This window comes from Streptomyces sp. NPDC057963, assembly GCF_042887155.1.
Taxonomy (GTDB): domain Bacteria; phylum Actinomycetota; class Actinomycetes; order Streptomycetales; family Streptomycetaceae; genus Streptomyces.
In genome coordinates, this window is record NZ_JBHVPX010000002.1 from 244,224 (window position 1) to 261,092 (window position 16,869).

General features: G+C 67.5%; 17 protein-coding genes. 8 read left to right on the plus strand and 9 right to left on the minus strand.

Features of this window, described 5'->3' with window-relative positions; all coding sequences use genetic code 11:
* Nucleotides 1-12: 12 nt before the first annotated feature.
* The 4 genes from sigM (at nt 13) to trxA (ending at nt 3,134) form a co-directional block, all read left to right on the plus strand.
* Nucleotides 13-717, plus strand: coding sequence for an RNA polymerase sigma factor SigM (gene sigM / locus ACFVT1_RS04800; RefSeq protein WP_389792573.1), 705 nt, complete (start codon nt 13-15; stop codon nt 715-717).
* The gene (locus ACFVT1_RS04805) at nt 714-1,667 is read left to right on the plus strand and encodes a hypothetical protein (protein WP_389792575.1); all 954 of its coding nucleotides are present in this window, start codon (nt 714-716) and stop codon (nt 1,665-1,667) included. Before sigM ends, ACFVT1_RS04805 begins: the two co-directional genes overlap by 4 nt.
* 133 nt (nt 1,668-1,800) lie before the next feature.
* The gene (trxB, locus tag ACFVT1_RS04810; RefSeq protein ID WP_389792577.1) at nt 1,801-2,763 is read left to right on the plus strand and encodes a thioredoxin-disulfide reductase; all 963 of its coding nucleotides are present in this window, start codon (nt 1,801-1,803) and stop codon (nt 2,761-2,763) included.
* A 38-nt stretch (nt 2,764-2,801) separates the two neighbouring features.
* Entirely contained in the window at nt 2,802-3,134 is a 333-nt protein-coding gene (gene trxA, locus ACFVT1_RS04815) for a thioredoxin (RefSeq protein WP_389792580.1), read from the plus strand.
* Between the two features lie 82 nt (nt 3,135-3,216).
* Here trxA and ACFVT1_RS04820 read toward each other — a convergent pair whose 3' ends face one another.
* The 9 genes from ACFVT1_RS04820 to rpmH all read right to left on the minus strand — a co-directional run bounded on the left by ACFVT1_RS04820 (nt 3,217) and on the right by rpmH (nt 10,102).
* Complete coding sequence (locus ACFVT1_RS04820) at nt 3,217-3,834, minus strand: GNAT family N-acetyltransferase (RefSeq protein ID WP_389792582.1); 618 nt, start codon at nt 3,832-3,834, stop codon at nt 3,217-3,219.
* Between the two features lie 308 nt (nt 3,835-4,142).
* On the minus strand, nt 4,143-5,243 hold the full coding sequence (locus ACFVT1_RS04825; RefSeq protein WP_389792585.1) for a ParB/RepB/Spo0J family partition protein: 1,101 nt from the start codon (nt 5,241-5,243) through the stop codon (nt 4,143-4,145).
* Nucleotides 5,240-6,316 carry a ParA family protein gene (locus ACFVT1_RS04830; RefSeq protein WP_389793337.1) on the minus strand — a complete coding sequence of 359 codons (1,077 nt, stop codon included), beginning with the start codon at nt 6,314-6,316 and terminating at the stop codon, nt 5,240-5,242. Before ACFVT1_RS04830 ends, ACFVT1_RS04825 begins: the two co-directional genes overlap by 4 nt.
* Nucleotides 6,317-6,607: 291 nt before the next feature.
* On the minus strand, nt 6,608-7,324 hold the full coding sequence (gene rsmG / locus ACFVT1_RS04835) for a 16S rRNA (guanine(527)-N(7))-methyltransferase RsmG (protein WP_362192468.1): 717 nt from the start codon (nt 7,322-7,324) through the stop codon (nt 6,608-6,610).
* Nucleotides 7,325-7,425: 101 nt separating this feature from the next.
* Nucleotides 7,426-7,935, minus strand: a complete 510-nt coding sequence (locus ACFVT1_RS04840) for a R3H domain-containing nucleic acid-binding protein (protein WP_351783406.1) — start codon at nt 7,933-7,935, stop codon at nt 7,426-7,428.
* A gap of 14 nt (nt 7,936-7,949) precedes the next feature.
* A complete protein-coding gene (gene yidC, locus ACFVT1_RS04845) occupies nt 7,950-9,215 on the minus strand; it encodes a membrane protein insertase YidC (RefSeq protein ID WP_389792587.1) in 1,266 nt (421 codons plus the stop codon).
* Nucleotides 9,216-9,218: 3 nt separating this feature from the next.
* Nucleotides 9,219-9,578 (minus strand): membrane protein insertion efficiency factor YidD, encoded by a 360-nt coding sequence (gene yidD, locus ACFVT1_RS04850; RefSeq protein ID WP_389792589.1) that lies wholly within the window; start codon nt 9,576-9,578, stop codon nt 9,219-9,221.
* Nucleotides 9,575-9,946 carry a ribonuclease P protein component gene (rnpA, locus tag ACFVT1_RS04855; RefSeq protein ID WP_093895046.1) on the minus strand — a complete coding sequence of 124 codons (372 nt, stop codon included), beginning with the start codon at nt 9,944-9,946 and terminating at the stop codon, nt 9,575-9,577. Before rnpA ends, yidD begins: the two co-directional genes overlap by 4 nt.
* A gap of 18 nt (nt 9,947-9,964) precedes the next feature.
* Complete coding sequence (gene rpmH, locus ACFVT1_RS04860) at nt 9,965-10,102, minus strand: 50S ribosomal protein L34 (RefSeq protein WP_030930485.1); 138 nt, start codon at nt 10,100-10,102, stop codon at nt 9,965-9,967.
* A gap of 381 nt (nt 10,103-10,483) precedes the next feature.
* Here rpmH and dnaA point away from each other — a divergent pair, with 381 nt between their 5' ends.
* From dnaA to recF, 4 genes are all read left to right on the plus strand, one after another.
* Entirely contained in the window at nt 10,484-12,292 is a 1,809-nt protein-coding gene (gene dnaA, locus ACFVT1_RS04865) for a chromosomal replication initiator protein DnaA (protein WP_389792591.1), read from the plus strand.
* Between the two features lie 1,205 nt (nt 12,293-13,497).
* Nucleotides 13,498-14,628: a DNA polymerase III subunit beta gene (gene dnaN, locus ACFVT1_RS04870; protein WP_362192482.1), complete on the plus strand. Its 1,131-nt coding sequence runs from the start codon at nt 13,498-13,500 to the stop codon at nt 14,626-14,628.
* A 131-nt stretch (nt 14,629-14,759) separates the two neighbouring features.
* The gene (gnd, locus tag ACFVT1_RS04875) at nt 14,760-15,638 is read left to right on the plus strand and encodes a phosphogluconate dehydrogenase (NAD(+)-dependent, decarboxylating) (RefSeq protein ID WP_093895043.1); all 879 of its coding nucleotides are present in this window, start codon (nt 14,760-14,762) and stop codon (nt 15,636-15,638) included.
* Nucleotides 15,639-15,728: 90 nt separating this feature from the next.
* Nucleotides 15,729-16,859, plus strand: a complete 1,131-nt coding sequence (recF, locus tag ACFVT1_RS04880; protein WP_389792594.1) for a DNA replication/repair protein RecF — start codon at nt 15,729-15,731, stop codon at nt 16,857-16,859.
* The last annotated feature ends 10 nt before the right edge of the window (nt 16,860-16,869 follow it).

The window sequence follows — 16,869 nt, forward strand, 5'->3', positions numbered from 1 at the left end:
AGGGAGGGGGAGGTGGCCGCCGAGCCGTCGGAACCACTCAGCGACTCAGACCTCCTCGCTCGCCATGTGGCTGGTGAACCCGACGCCTTCGGCGAGCTCGTACGACGCCACCGCGACCGGCTGTGGGCCGTGGCCCTGCGGACCCTGGGCGACCGCGAGGAAGCCGCCGACGCCGTCCAGGACGCGCTGGTCTCCGCCTTCCGAGCCGCCCACACCTTCCGCGGCCAGTCCGCCGTCACCACCTGGCTGCACCGCATCACCGTCAATGCCTGCCTCGACCGGGTCCGCAAGGCAGCCACCCGCAAGACCTCGCCGGTCGATGACACCGAACGGTTCGACCAGCTCCTCGAACCGCACGAGTCCGCGGAAGCCCCGGCGGAGCGCCGGGACCTGCACCGCGAGCTCCTGGCGGCACTCGCCACTCTCCCCGCCGAGCAGCGTGCCGCCCTGGTCCTCGTGGACATGCAGGGATACCCCGTGGCCGAAGCAGCTCGCATCCTCGACGTTCCGACAGGCACCGTGAAGAGCCGCTGCGCGCGGGGCAGGGCTCGGCTGGCCCCTCTGCTCACTCACCTCCGCAGTGAGGGCGCAGGAGCCGAGGAATCCGATGGGGGAAGGAACCGGACGCCTCGCGCATCCGTCCCACCCGCGTCGGGGCCGAGGAACGCCGGTACAAGCGATCCTGCTGCAGTGAAGGGCGGAGGTGGACGCGCATGACATCAACGACCGACACGAACCGGCACCCGGACGTCTCGGAGATCTCCGATCTCACGGAGGAGCTGCTCCCGCCGTCACGTGCGGCAGAGGTACGCGGCCATGTGGACGGCTGTGAACTCTGCGGCGATGTCCACGCCTCACTCATGGAGATCCGCGAGCTGCTCGGCACCGTGCCCGTGCCCCAGCACATGCCCGACGATGTCGCGGACCGCCTTGACGCCGCGCTTGCCGCCGAGGCTCTCAGCACCGCCGCGCCTGTCGGCACGTCGCATGTTTCACGTGAAACAGAACCTTCTGTGGCGCAGAAGCCGGAAACGGAGCTCGGTCTCCCGGACCGCCCTGCCGGACGCCCCCGGGTCACCACCACCGGTCCCGGCCGCCGGCCGGCCCGTCGCCGCCGCACAGCCGTGCTCGGCACCGCGCTCGGGGCAGCCGTGGTCGGTGTGGGCGTCTTCATGCTGCAGAACGTCCAGCCGTCCCAGGAGGATGCCGGCCTCAAGGCTGCGGACCGGGGCTCCAGCTCCGCGGCGAAGGGTGCAGGAACCTTCTCGGCCTCCAGACTCGAAGACCGGGTCCAGATGCTCCTCCTGGGCTCGGGCACGGAGCCGTCGAGTCCGAAGGGCACCGTCACCGAGAAAAAGGCACCGCCGTCCGTCGGCATTCAGTCGACGCCCAAGAGCGACGCTCCCGGGGCCGAGTCGCCTCGAAAGCCGTTGCGCACACCCGTCGTGTCCGTTCCGCTCTGCGTGGAGCAGGGCATTGGGCGGAAGACCGCGGCCCTCGCCGTGGAGGAAGGCACCTACGAGGGCGCGGATGCCTTCCTCGTCGTCCTGCCGCACCCCTCCGACGCGACCCGCGTCCAGGCATATGTCGTCGACGCGGCCTGCGTTCGGGAAAAGCCCGGCGCCAAGGGGAAGCTGCTACTCACCCGCGCCTACGCACGCCCCTGAAAATCGCGCCGGACGCGGCCCCGGCACGTCGGGAATGCATCCCCCGTAGGATCCGTTGGGTGGGGTGAGAGTCGTTGAGTCGGCCCCAGTAGGCGTGGACAGTAGGCAGTCTGCAGAGACGAGGAAGAAACCCGTGAGCGACGTCCGTAATGTGATCATCATCGGCTCCGGCCCCGCGGGCTACACCGCAGCCCTTTACACCGCACGCGCCTCACTGAAGCCGCTGGTGTTCGAGGGCGCCGTCACGGCCGGCGGTGCGCTGATGAACACCACCGACGTGGAGAACTTCCCGGGCTTCCAGGACGGGATCATGGGCCCCGAGCTCATGGACAACATGCGCGCCCAGGCCGAACGCTTCGGCGCCGAGCTCGTCCCCGACGATGTCGTCTCCGTGGATCTCACCGGCGACATCAAGACGGTCACCGACACAGCCGGCACGGTGCACCGCGCCAAGGCCGTCATCGTGACGACCGGCTCGCAGCACCGCAAGCTCGGCCTGCCCAACGAGGACGCCCTCTCCGGTCGCGGCGTCTCCTGGTGCGCGACCTGTGACGGCTTCTTCTTCAAGGACCAGGACATCGCAGTAGTCGGTGGCGGCGACACCGCGATGGAGGAGGCAACCTTCCTCTCCCGCTTCGCCAAGTCCGTCACCATCGTCCACCGCCGTGACTCGCTGCGTGCCTCCAAGGCCATGCAGGACCGCGCCTTCGCCGACCCGAAGATCAAGTTCGCCTGGGACAGCGAGGTCGCCGGAGTGCACGGCGAGCAGAAGCTGTCCGGGCTGACCCTCCGGAACACCAAGACCGGCGAGACGTCCGAGCTCGCGGTGACCGGCCTGTTCATCGCGGTGGGCCACGACCCGCGCACCGAGCTCTTCAAGGGCCAGCTCGAACTCGACGACGAGGGCTACCTCAAGGTCGACGCTCCCTCGACGCGCACCAACCTGACCGGTGTCTTCGGCGCCGGCGATGTCGTCGACCACACCTACCGGCAGGCCATCACAGCTGCCGGCACGGGCTGCTCGGCCGCTCTCGACGCCGAGCGCTTCCTCGCTGCGCTCGCCGACGACGAGAAGGCCGCCGCGGCCACCGTCTGATCCCCACCCCCACACCCCAAGAAGTTAAGGAGGCCGCCGTGGCCGGCGACCTGAAGAAAGTGACCGACGACTCCTTCGACGAGGTCGTCCTGAAGAGCGAGAAGCCTGTGCTGGTGGACTTCTGGGCCGCCTGGTGCGGTCCGTGCCGCCAGATCGCGCCCTCCCTGGAGGCCATCGCCGCCGAGCACGGCGACGAGATCGAGGTCGTCAAGCTCAACATCGACGAGAACCCGGCCACGGCCGCCAAGTACGGCGTCATGTCCATCCCGACCCTGAACGTCTACAAGGACGGCGAGGTCGCCAAGACCATCGTGGGCGCCAAGCCGAAGGCCGCGCTCCTCCGGGATCTCGAAGGCTTCATCAGCGCGTAGGACCATGGTCCGTTGTTTCACGTGAAACGGGTCCATCCCCTCGGGGGATGGACCCGTTTCGCATAGCCTCTGGGCCCTGGAGTCACAGGGGCCGCAACGCCGGCTCCTTCTGAACGGCACCCAGCAACCGGTCCAGCGCAAGCTCGACGTCCTCCTTCCAGGAGAGCGTCGTCCGCAGTTCCAGTCTCAGCCGCGGATGGACGGGATGCGGCCGTACGGTCTTGAATCCCACCGCAAGAAGGTGATCCGCGGGAAGCACGCAGGCAGGCTCCTTCCACCGGGCATCGCCGAAAGCCTCGATCGCCTTGAATCCCCGACGCAGCAGGTCCTTGGCGACGGTCTGCACCATGACCCGGCCCAGCCCCTGCCCCTGGTACCCCGGCATGATCCAGGCAGTCGTCAACTGCACGGCATCGGGGGAGACGGGACTGGTGGGAAAAGCCGTCGAGCGCGGCACATAGGCCGGTGGTGCATAGAGAACGAAGCCCACCGGTACATCGTCGACGTAGACGACGCGGCCGCACGAACCCCACTCCAACAGAACGGCCGAGATCCATGCCTCTTTTTCCAGCCCGGGGGTTCCTGCCTTGATGGCGGCCTCTCCGCTGACCGGATCAAGCTCCCAGAAGACACACGAGCGGCAGCGCTTCGGGAGATCGGAAAGGTTGTCCAGGGTGAGTGGTACGAGCCGGCGCCCCATGAAGGCTGTTCCTCGCTTCCTTCGCCTGCCGCATCGCGTGCGGCAGTCAAGTGCACTCCGTTCCAGGAGCAGACCGCCGGCAAACCCTCCGGCAGCAGCCCCCACAAGCCCAGTCCCACTGTCGCCAGTCGGCTGCGGCTCACCGATCGCACAGCCCTCCCTCACCGAAGTGGCTCACAACGGATGCGCCATACCAGAACGCATCGTATCCACCCAGGGATAAAGCCGACACCGAGAGAGAGCAAAGGGCGGGCCGTGTTCCGGCATCCATCGGAACACGGCCCGCCCTACAGCTCATCCGGCAGACGTCAGCCCTCGTCGCCCTCAGCAGGATCCTCAGACGGTGCCTGGTCCAGCACGCGCCCCTCGCCCGGTGCCAGACTGCCGAGAATGCGGTCAAGATCCTCCATCGATGCAAACTCGACGACGATCTTTCCCTTCTTCTGTCCGAGGTCGACCTTCACCCTGGTCTCGAAACGGTCCGAGAGCCGGGAAGCGAGATCGGACAACGCCGGCGACACCCGCCCGCCGGCCCGCGGCCCCTTGGCCTTGCCAGGGTTCGTGGGCCTGGACCCCATGAGGGTCACGATCTCCTCGACCGCACGCACCGAAAGCCCTTCGGCCACAATGCGGTGCGCCAGCCTGTCCTGCTCCTCCGAGTCGTCCACGGACAACAGTGCCCGCGCATGACCGGCCGACAGCACCCCGGCCGCGACCCTGCGCTGCACAGGAGGCGAAAGCCTCAGCAGGCGCAAGGTGTTGGACACCTGTGGGCGGGAACGCCCGATCCGGTCGGCCAACTGGTCATGCGTGCACTTGAAGTCCTTGAGCAGCTGGTCGTACGCGGCCGCCTCCTCCAACGGATTCAGCTGAGCCCGGTGAAGGTTCTCCAGGAGTGCGTCCAGAAGCAACTTCTCGTCGTCCGTGGCCCGGACGATCGCCGGGATCCGCTCCAGACCCGCCTCACGGCACGCCCTCCAGCGCCGCTCACCCATGATGAGCTCGTAGCGCTCCGGCCCCGTCTTCCGCACGACCACGGGCTGGAGAAGACCGACCTCGTTGATGGAGGTCACCAACTCGGCAAGCGCGTCCTCGTCGAACACCTCACGGGGCTGACGCGGATTGGGCGTGATGGAGCCGAGAGGAACCTCGGCGAAGTACGCCCCGGTGGCTCCCACCGACGCTGCTGCCGCCTCCGGCTCCGAAACCGGCGCACTCGGCTCCGGCACAACCGGAGCGGACGCGAGACCGGCCACCTTCGCAGCGGCCACCCCACGGTCTGCCGTCATCACAGAACCCGCCCCGGAAGAGACCGAGCCCACCCCCGGGGACGGCACCTGCTTCTCCTGCGGAGCGGCGGGGATCAGGGCACCTAGCCCACGCCCCAACCCTCTTCGACGCTCACTCACTGAATCCCCTCCGAAATGCTCTGCTGGCTGTTCCCGCTGCCCGTGTGGGCATGCTGGGCCTCGTACTGCACCCCAACACCTCTCAGCGCGATCTCACGCGCCGCTTCGAGGTACGACAGCGACCCACTCGAACCCGGGTCGTAGGTCAGCACGGTCTGCCCGTAGCTCGGTGCCTCCGAAATTCGCACCGACCGCGGAATGTTCGTCCGCAGCACCTCCTTACCGAAGTGGCTGCGCACCTCCTCCGCGACCTGCGAAGCGAGTCTGGTCCTGCCGTCGTACATGGTGAGCAGAATCGTCGACACGTGGAGGTCGGGGTTGAGATGCCCCCGCACCAGGTCCACATTGCGCAGCAGCTGCCCCAGCCCCTCCAGCGCGTAGTACTCGCACTGAATAGGGATCAGGACCTCGGCACCGGCGACCAGAGCATTGACCGTCAGCAGACCGAGCGAAGGCGGGCAGTCGATCAGGATGTAGTCCAACGGCTGCTCATACGCCTGGATCGCCCGCTGCAGCCGGCTCTCCCGCGCCACCAGCGACACCAGCTCGATCTCCGCACCGGCGAGATCGATGGTGGCGGGGGCACAGAAGAGACCTTCGACATCCGGAACAGGCTGGACCACCTCGGAGAGCGGCCTGCCCTCCACCAGGACGTCATAGATGGAGGGGACTTCGGCATGGTGATCGATGCCCAGAGCCGTAGAGGCGTTCCCCTGCGGGTCGAGGTCGACCACCAGCACACGTGCACCGTGAAGCGCGAGCGAGGCGGCAAGGTTGACCGTCGTGGTCGTCTTGCCCACCCCACCCTTCTGATTGGCCACCACCATGACGCGCGTCCGGTGAGGACGGGGCAGGCCCTCGCCGGCGCGGCCGAGGGCCTCAACCGCCAGCTGGGCCGCACGACCGATGGGTGTGTCATCCATCGGCGGCGGTGTTTCACGTGAAACACCCTCCCCCGCCGATTCGGTTCGGGGACCGGGGACCGGATCGGTCATCGGTCCCGCGATGTTGGCGTCGGACCGCAAGGATTCACTCTCCTCGACTTCAGGCTCGCAATGAACAGAGCCTGCCATGCTTTCGGGGTCGTGAACCAGCGAGGCCCGCTCTTCTGTGGATGAATCCACTTCTGTGGACAACTCCGTAGCCCCAACGGGGCTGCGATGCCGCGGCGCGGCAGCCACACGACCGCGGCTGATGATCCCATGCAGCAGAGAGCGACGTTTCACGTGAAACACGATGCCCCCGCAGCGTAGCTACGGGGGCACGACACTCCGCACGGGGCACGTATGACTGCTGCCGGGATCACCACCGAAAGACAGCACCAACCGCAGGCAACGGCCGATTCCACAGCGTGATCGGACGTGTCAGCGACGGCGCCTCGTGCGACTCGTCCTCGCAGCCTTGGCCCTCTTTGCGGCGAACCTCACACCGCCCGGACTCTCTCCGACCACCACACGCACCACCGTGGACATCGGATCGACAATGCCCTCTCCGACATGCAGCACCTCGGTCTCCACCACACCGAGCTTACTCAAGGCCGCCCGCGCACCGACGATCTCCTCCTCGGCGGTGTCCCCCTTGAGCGCCAGCATCTCTCCATACGGACGCAACAGCGGAACGCCCCAGCCCGCCAGCCGGTCGAGCGGAGCCACAGCCCGGGCCGTAACGACGTGAACCGGCTGAAGCGTCCCCAGGACCTCCTCGGCCCGGCCCCGCACGACCGTCACATGGTCCAGCCCCAACAGCTCGACGACCTCCTGAAGGAAATTCGTCCGCCGGAGCAGGGGCTCCAACAAAGTGATCTTGAGATCCGGACGCACCAGCGCCAGCGGAATACCCGGAAGGCCCGCGCCGGAGCCCACATCACAGACCGAGACGCCCTCGGGCACCACCTCGGAGAGCACCGCGCAGTTCAGCAGATGCCGCTCCCACAGCCGCGGCACCTCACGCGGACCGATCAGCCCCCGCTTCACACCGGCATCCGCCAGCAGTTCCGCGTACCGGACAGCCTCCGGGAAGAACTCGCCGAAAACCGCCCGCGCCCCTTCGGGCGCCTGGGGAAGCTCTACTTCCGCCGTCACGGGAACCGTCCTTCCATACCGCACTGTGCGTGGCTGACTATCAGGCTGACAAAGATCGGCCCCGCCTGCGAACAGACGGGGCCGACAGAACAAGGGTCCGGTCAGGCCGGGAGAACGACGACGAAGCGCTGCGGCTCCTCGCCCTCTGACTCGCTGCGCAGACCAGCGGCCGCGACCGCATCGTGCACAACCTTGCGTTCGAACGGCGTCATCGGGTCCAGCTTCACCGGCTCACCAGTGCTCTTGACCTCGTTCGCGGCCTTGGCACCCAGCTCGGCCAGCTCGGCCCGCTTCTTGGCCCGGAACCCCGCGATATCCAGCATCAGACGGCTGCGGTCACCGGTCTCCCGGTGCACAGCAAGCCGCGTCAGCTCCTGGAGCGCCTCCAGCACCTCACCGTCGCGGCCCACGAGCTTCTGCAGATCACGCGCCGAGTCACTGATGATCGAAACTGCGGCCCGGTCCGCCTCGACATCCATGTCGATGTCACCGTCGAGGTCGGCGATGTCGAGCAGGCCCTCAAGGTAGTCCGCTGCGATCTCGCCTTCCTGCTCAAGGCGGGTCAAGGTGTCGCTGCCCTCAGCGGCCGTGGAGGTGGTGCCTTCCGTCACGGATGGACTCCTTCTTACTTCTTGGACGGGTGCTTGGGCCGCTGCGGACCCTTGCGCTGTCCGGACTTGGCTTGGCGTGAGGAGCCGGACGCGGGCTTGCCCGCCGGCTTGAGCTTTTCGTCCTGCGTTGCGTCCTGCTTGTGCAGGGATGCCTTGGAACCCGACTCGGTGGAATCGGCGTCCTTGGCCCCCGCCTGCTGTACAGCGCCGGTCTGACGCTGAGCCTTGGTCTGGCGCTTGGGCTGCTGACGCCGCTGCGCGGCTCCGCCCTCGGCCTCGGTGACAGCGGCCTCGCCCTTGATCACCATGCCGTCCTCCTGGGCGGCGAGGCCCAGCTTGGCCAGCCCGGTGATGAACTTCCGCTCGATGTCATTGCGGTCCGGGCCCTTGGACACGATCCGCTTGACCATATTGCGCCGGGTCCTGCCGCGGACCTCGCCGTGCGCGGTGACGCTCTTCAGCAGACGTGCCAGGTACTGGTCCTGCGCCTTGCTGCCCGGGGTCGGGTTCTGGTTGATCACGTACATCTGCTGACCCATGGTCCAGACGTTGGTGGTCAGCCAGTAGACAAGGACACCGACGGGGAAGTTGATGCCCATGACGGCGAAGATCACCGGGAAGATGTACATCAGCATCTTCTGCTGCTGCATGTACGGCGTCTTGACCGTCAGGTCGACGTTCTTCGTCATCAGCTGGCGCTGGGTGAAGAACTGCGACGCCGACATCATCACGATCATGACCGCGGTGACGATCCGGACGTCGGTCAGAGAAGCACCGAGAGCGCTGACCTCAGCCGGGCTGTTCATGAACTTGGCGGCGAGCGGGGCACCGAAGATGTGCGCCTGACGGGCGCTGTCGAGCAGCGACTGGTCGATGACGCCGATCTTCTTGTTCGAGGCAATGGCCGACAGCACGTGGTACAGGGCGAAGAAGAACGGTGACTGCGCCAGGATGGGAAGGCACGAGGAGAGCGGGTTGGTACCCGTCTCCTTGTACAGCTTCATCATCTCTTCGGACTGACGCTGCTTGTCGCTCTTGTAGCGCTCCTGGATCGCCTTCATCTTCGGCTGGAGCACCTGCATGTTGCGGGTCGACTTGATCTGCTTGACGAAAAGCGGGATCAGGCAGATCCGGATCAGCACCACCAGGGACACGATGGACAGGCCCCAGGCCCAGCCCGTGTTGTCTCCGAAGATCGCCCCGTACAACGAGTGGAACTGGACGATGACCCATGAGACGGGCCAGGTGATAAAGCTGAACAGACTGGCAATCGTGTCCACTAATCAGGCTCCTTGAGCATTGGGCGAAGTCTCTGCGGCCTGACTCGGGGCTTCGGAATCCGATCCCCGGACAGGCGCATCAGCGGCGGAGTCCCCGCCCTTGCCACCGCGCATGGCATTACGCAGGAGTTCATGCCAACGCGGACGTTTGCGTGGTGGAACATGGTCCACGCCACCGGGTGACCACGGATTGCACCTCAGGATGCGCCAAGCCGTCAGCGCGGTTCCCTTGATCGCTCCGTGCCGGTCGATCGCCGTATATCCGTAGTGGGAACACGACGGGTAGTAACGGCAGACAGGCCCGAGAAGTGGGCTGATCGTCCACTGATAGAGCTTGATGAGAGCCAGCAGCGGGTACTTCATCGCGCGCCCCCTCCCAGCAGCCGCTGCAGAGCGGCGTCCAGGTCTCGGGCCAGCTGTTCATGGTCGGCGTCGCCCGCTCCGGGCAACGCTCGTACGACAACCAGGCTACCGGGGGGCAGCAGGGCAAGCCGTTCGCGGACCAAATGGCGAAGCCTGCGCTTCACCGCTGTGCGTACGACCGCTCCACCCACGGCTTTGCTGACAACGAAACCCGCACGCGGCGGGGGAGCATTCTCCCCAGTCACGTGCGGGTCCGTTGCACCGCTGCGTAGATGAACGACGAGTAGCGGGCGGCCGGCCCGGCGTCCTCGACGTACTGCGGTCGCGAAGTCCTCGCGCCGCCTCAGCCGATTCTCGGTAGGCAGCACGTCATGACCTGTAAGCGATCAGGCGGACAGGTTGGCGCGACCCTTGCCACGGCGGGACGCGAGAATCGCGCGGCCGGCACGGGTGCGCATCCGCAGCCGGAAGCCGTGGGTCTTCGCGCGACGACGGTTGTTCGGCTGGAAGGTGCGCTTGCTCACTCGGGGGCTCCAGAAATGACTCGTGTGTTGGCGGGACATCGCCTGGCTGTCACCGTGCGCCCACGAGAGACTCGCGTAAACGCTCTAGTGCACCGCTTCACAATCACAGATCGTGATCTTTGCCCATCGGAGGCAGGCGGCAGCAGCCATCGACAACTCGACCTGGCCACGGTACGCGCGGCCACGCCATCCGGTCAAACCAGCCCTACCGCACCCCCCGCTGTGCACAGGCTGTGGACAACAACTTGAACCACGCGGGTCGGCCTGACTACCGTGGCTGAACTCCGGCTCTTTTTCTTCCTGCCTGCCGGTCCTCACCCATCCCGAACCATCCCGTCCCGAGAACCACACATTCGTGGGACCAGCGAGAGAGCGTGCCTTGTGGCTGACGTACCTGCCGATCTTGCCGCAGTGTGGCCACGCGTGCTGGAGCAACTCCTCGGCGAGGGCCAGCAGGGCATCGAGCCGAAGGACAAGCAGTGGATCGAGCGCTGCCAGCCCCTCGCACTGGTCGCCGACACTGCGCTGCTGGCCGTCCCCAATGAATGGGGCAAGCGCGTACTGGAAGGCCGGCTCGCGCCGCTCATCAGCGAGACACTGAGCCGCGAATGCGGCCGCCCGATCCGCATCGCGATCACCGTCGACGACTCCGCGGGCGAACCTCCGAGCCCGCCCGCCCCCCCGATGCACCAGTCCCCGCAACCCCCGCAGCACCGCTATCAGGGACCGCAGCACGACGAGCGCCAGCACAACGACGCGTACGACGGATACGGGCACCGGCCCTCGGACGACGGCATGCCGACCGCCCGGCCCGCCTACCCCGACTACCAGCAGCAGCGCCCCGACCCCGGTGCGTGGCCGCGCACCCAGGAGGACCTCTCCTGGCAGCAGCCCCGGCTCGGCGGATTCCAGGACCGCGACACCTCCGCGGAGCAGTGGCGCGAGCCGTACGCCGGCGGGCGTCCCCAGCAGCCGCAGCACGACTACCGGCCGCAGCCGCCCGAGCGCCAGAGTTACGAGCAGCAGCGCCCCGAGCGCCACGACATGCAGGATTCGCAGGCCCAGCACCGGCCCGGTGGTGCCGGCACCGGGCGGCCCGGCGGCGCCTCCGGGCCGATGGGCGCACAGCCCGCCCCCACGCCCGGCCCCGGCGAGCCGGCGGCCCGGCTGAATCCGAAGTACCTCTTCGACACCTTCGTCATCGGTGCCTCCAACCGTTTCGCGCACGCCGCGGCGGTCGCGGTCGCCGAAGCACCCGCCAAGGCGTACAACCCCCTCTTCATCTACGGGGAGTCCGGACTCGGCAAGACCCACCTGCTGCACGCCATCGGGCACTACGCGCGCAGCCTCTACCCGGGCACCCGGGTGCGGTACGTGAGCTCCGAGGAGTTCACCAACGAGTTCATCAACTCGATCCGCGACGGCAAGGGCGACACCTTCCGCAAGCGCTACCGCGACGTGGACATCCTGCTGGTCGACGACATCCAGTTCCTGGCGAGCAAGGAGTCGACGCAGGAGGAGTTCTTCCACACCTTCAATACGCTCCACAACGCCAACAAGCAGATCGTGCTGTCCTCGGACCGGCCGCCCAAGCAGCTGGTGACTCTGGAGGACCGGCTGCGGAACCGCTTCGAGTGGGGTCTGACCACCGATGTGCAGCCGCCGGAGCTGGAGACGCGGATCGCGATCCTCCGCAAGAAGGCGGTCCAGGAGCAGCTCAACGCCCCGCCGGAGGTGCTGGAGTTCATCGCCTCCCGTATCTCCCGGAACATCAGGGAGCTGGAAGGGGCGCTGATCCGGGTCACGGCCTTCGCGAGCCTCAACCGCCAGCCGGTGGACCTCGGGCTGACCGAGCATGTGCTGAAGGACCTGATCCCGGGAGGCGAGGACTCGGCTCCCGAGATCACGGCGACGGCCATCATGGCGGCGACCGCGGACTACTTCGGGCTGACGGTGGACGATCTCTGCGGAACCTCGCGCAGCCGCGTCCTGGTGACGGCCCGCCAGATCGCCATGTACCTCTGCCGGGAGCTGACCGATCTCTCACTGCCCAAGATCGGGGCGCAGTTCGGCGGCCGCGACCATACGACGGTGATGCACGCGGACCGGAAGATCCGCGCGCTGATGGCGGAGCGGCGCTCCATCTACAACCAGGTCACCGAGCTCACCAACCGCATCAAGAACGGCTGACGGGACGCCCCGACGGGGCGCCCACGCTCTGTACCGCGCCGGAAGGGCGCCCGAGGAACCTCCACCGGAGACCTCGGGCGCCCTTCTTCGTTCCCCCAGGCCCCTTCGTTCCCCCAGGCCCCTTGGGTGCCGCGAAATCCGTTCCGGTTCCCGCCCTGGGCCGCTGAAAGACGCTCCGAGATCCGTCCGGGGCCGCCGAAAGACGCCCCGGCTTCCGGTCCCCCAACGGCCGGAGCCCGCTCCGGAACACGCTCAGTGCCCCCTCCGAGGCCCGCTCCGCAACCTGCTCCGCGCCCCTCCGGAGCCCGCTCCGGAGCCCTGGCGACCCCTCCGAGAACCGCTCCGACGCTCCCGGAGCCCGCTCCGGCGGCCCTCAGGGGCCCGTTCCGACGTCGCTCCGGAGTCCGTCTTCGGCCTGCGGAGCGGTCGCGGTGTTCGAATACCTGCCGCTGGCCGTCCGTTCTCCACAGATCTGGGGAGATTTTCCCCTCCACAGCCTGGGGATTGGGAAGTTGTCCATATTGCTTCCACAGGGGCGACTGCCGATACTCCATCAGGCCAGGTCAAGGGCCTGGGGATTTGTGGTCAACAATGATCCACAGCCTGTGGATAAAATATTCGTCCACAGGCGGCCGATGATGTTGTCCACCGACGGCCCACAGCCTGGGCCGTGTTGTCCCCAGCTTCCTCGTGCTTCTCCACACCTCTGTCCACTGTTCGGCAACGCGACGCCGCCTTTCACTGCGCCGAGTGAAAGGCGTCACACCGAGAGGGTCGGTTGAGCTGTGGGGAACCCGGGTAAAGCTGGGGACAGCCCTGGGGAGAAACCCCCCTGTCCTGTGTATCGGGTGTGCAGAACTTTCGTGTGTCCACAGAAGCGCCGGGTTGTCCACCGGCGCCACCCACAGGGTCGGTGGACAAAAAACGAGGCCTGACCTGCGAAAACGACGTTATCCACGGTTTCCACAGGCCCTACTACTACTGCCACCTAGAGTTAGCCCGGAATCCGCTTCGAAGTGGGGCCTGTGCACAACTCGGCGCCGGAGCCCTCCGAGCCTCTTGTCGCGACTTGACCCCGAGCAGCACCGAGTGTCGGTGCCGTACGTCAGACTGGACCCCGGCGTCCTCCCCCTGTCATCGGTGGGAGACCCGATCAGACGACGAAGGCCAGCAGGGCGAGCGAGCAACAGCAGGAGGCGGTTCCGGTGAAGATCCGGGTGGAGCGCGATGTACTCGCGGAGGCTGTGGCCTGGGTGGCCCGTAGCCTCCCGGCCCGTCCGCCGGCGCCCGTTCTTGCGGGCCTTCTGCTGAAGGCTGAGGACGGCGCCCTCAGCTTCTCCAGCTTCGACTACGAGGTCTCGGCCCGGGTCTCGGTGGACGCGGAGGTCGAGGAGGACGGCACGGTGCTGGTCTCCGGCCGTCTGCTCGCCGACATCTGCCGCGCCCTCCCCAACCGTCCGGTGGAGATTTCCACAGACGGTGTACGGGCGACCGTGGTCTGCGGCTCCTCGCGGTTCACACTCCACACCCTTCCTGTGGAGGAGTACCCGGCACTGCCGGAGATGCCGACCGCGACCGGCACGGTCCCCGGTGAGGTCTTCGCCTCGGCCGCCGCCCAGGTCGCCATCGCCGCAGGCCGTGACGACACGCTGCCGGTCCTGACCGGTGTCCGCATCGAGATCGAGGGCGAGACCGTCACCCTCGCCTCCACCGACCGCTACCGCTTCGCGGTCCGCGAGTTCCTCTGGAAGCCGGAGAACCCGGATGCCTCGGCCGTCGCCCTGGTGCCCGCCAAGACCCTGCTGGACACCGCCAAGGCCCTGACCAGTGGTGACACGGTGACGCTGGCGCTGTCCGGATCGGGTGCCGGTGAGGGGCTGATCGGTTTCGAGGGCGCGGGCCGACGTACGACCACGCGACTGCTCGAAGGCGATCTGCCGAAGTACCGCACGCTGTTCCCCACCGAGTTCAACTCGGTGGCCGTCATCGAGACAGCTCCGTTCGTCGAGGCCGTCAAGCGTGTGGCCCTCGTCGCCGAGCGCAACACTCCGGTGCGGCTCAGCTTCGAGCAGGGTGTGCTGATCCTGGAGGCGGGTTCCAGCGACGACGCACAGGCTGTGGAGCGGGTCGACGCGGTGCTGGAGGGCGACGACATCTCGATCGCCTTCAACCCGACCTTCCTGCTGGACGGCCTGAGCGCGATCGACTCCCCGGTCGCCCAGCTGTCCTTCACAACGTCCACCAAGCCCGCGCTGCTCAGCGGTCGTCCGGCCGTGGATGCCGAGGCGGACGAGGCGTACAAGTACCTGATCATGCCGGTCCGCCTCTCCGGCTGACCGGCCCTTCGGTCCCGCGTCGGCAGCTCCCGACGGGCACGCTCGGCGCCGAGCATGCCCGTCGGTCTGTCCCCGGCCGGGCGTAGGCTCGGCCTTGGGTACGAATCGGCACAACGCTTAAGGAATCTCTGATGGAGCTCGGTCTCGTCGGCCTCGGCAAGATGGGCGGCAACATGCGCGAGCGCATCCGCCGCGCAGGCCACACCGTCATCGGTTACGACCGCAATCCGGATGTCTCCGATGTCCACAGCCTCGAAGAGCTCGTGGGCAAGCTGAAGGGACCCCGGGTCGTCTGGGTGATGGTGCCGGCCGGTGCCCCGACCCAGGCCACCATCGACGAGCTGGCCGGGCTGCTGTCGCCCGGCGACATCGTCGTGGACGGCGGGAATTCCCGCTGGACGGATGACGAGAAGCACGCGGTCGAGCTGGGCATCAAGGGCATCGGCTTCGTGGACTGCGGCGTCTCCGGCGGTGTCTGGGGCCTGGAGAACGGCTACGCGCTGATGTACGGCGGCGACGCCGAGAACGTGGCGAAGGTCCAGCCGGTCTTCGACGCGCTGAAGCCCGAGGGCGACTTCGGTTCGGTCCACGCGGGCAAGGTCGGTGCCGGCCACTTCGCGAAGATGGTCCACAACGGCATCGAGTACGCCATGATGCAGGCCTACGCCGAGGGCTGGGAGCTCTTGGAGAAGGTCGACTCCGTCACCGATGTGCGCGAGGTCTTCCGCTCCTGGCAGGAGGGCACGGTCATCCGTTCCTGGCTGCTCGACCTGGCGGTCAACGCGCTCGACGACGACGAGCACCTCGACAAGCTCCGCGGCTTCGCCGCCGACTCCGGCGAGGGCCGCTGGACGGTGGAGGCCGCGATCGACAACGCGGTGCCGCTGCCCGCGATCACGGCGTCGCTCTTCGCGCGTTTCGCCTCGCGGCAGGACGACTCCCCGCAGATGAAGATGATCGCCGCACTGCGCAACCAGTTCGGTGGCCACGCGGTCGAGAACAAGAAGTAGAACGAGAAGTAACCGCGACGAGGAGCGGGCCGGGCCGGGGCGTCCGACCCGCACCACGGAGCAGGAAGCCGGGAAGGTCGGCGCACACCCATGCACGTCACGCATCTCTCGCTGGCCGACTTCCGCTCGTACGCCCGGGTCGAGGTACCTCTCGACCCGGGCGTCACCGCTTTTGTGGGGGCCAACGGCCAGGGCAAGACGAATCTGGTGGAGGCCGTCGGCTATCTCGCGACGCTCGGCAGCCACCGGGTCTCCTCGGATGCGCCGCTGGTGCGGATGGGTGCGGACCGTGCTGTCGTCCGGGCCGCTGTCACGCAGGGCGAGCGTTCGCAGCTGGTCGAGCTGGAGCTCAATCCGGGCAGGGCGAATCGGGCCCGGATCAATAGGTCGTCGCAGGTCAGACCGCGCGACGTGCTGGGGATCGTGCGTACGGTGCTGTTCGCGCCGGAGGATCTGGCGCTGGTCAAGGGGGATCCGGGAGAGCGTCGGCGTTTCCTCGACGAGCTGATCACGGCGCGTTCACCGCGGATGGCGGGGGTGCGTTCGGACTACGAGCGGGTGCTGAAGCAGCGCAACACCCTGCTGAAGTCGGCGGCGATGGCGCGTAGGCACGGCGGCCGGTCGATGGATCTGTCCACACTCGATGTGTGGGACCAGCATCTGGGCCGGGTCGGTGCGGAGCTGCTGGCGCAGCGGCTGGATCTGATCGCCGCGTTGCAGCCGCTGGCCGACAAGGCGTACGGGGACGTGGCGCCGGGTGGTGGTCCGGTGGCGTTGGAGTACCGGAGTTCGGTCGGCGCGGGTGTGGGTGCGGCACACGGCCGTGAGGAGCTGTACGAGCAGCTGATCGCGGCTCTGGCGGATGTCCGCAAGCAGGAGATCGAGCGGGGGGTGACGCTGGTCGGTCCGCACCGTGACGATCTGCTGCTGGGGCTGCGGGGCATGCCGGCCAAGGGGTACGCGAGCCATGGTGAGTCCTGGTCGTACGCGTTGGCGCTGCGGCTGGCTTCGTACGATCTGCTGCGCAGCGAGGGCAATGAGCCGGTGCTGGTGCTGGACGATGTCTTCGCGGAGCTGGATGCGCGTCGTCGTGAGCGGTTGGCGGAGTTGGTGGCTCCGGGTGAGCAGGTGCTGGTGACGGCGGCGGTGGGCGACGATGTCCCGGGGGTTCTGGCGGGGGCTCGGTACGCGGTGTCCGCGGGTGAGGTGGAGCGGCTGTGAGTGGCCGTGG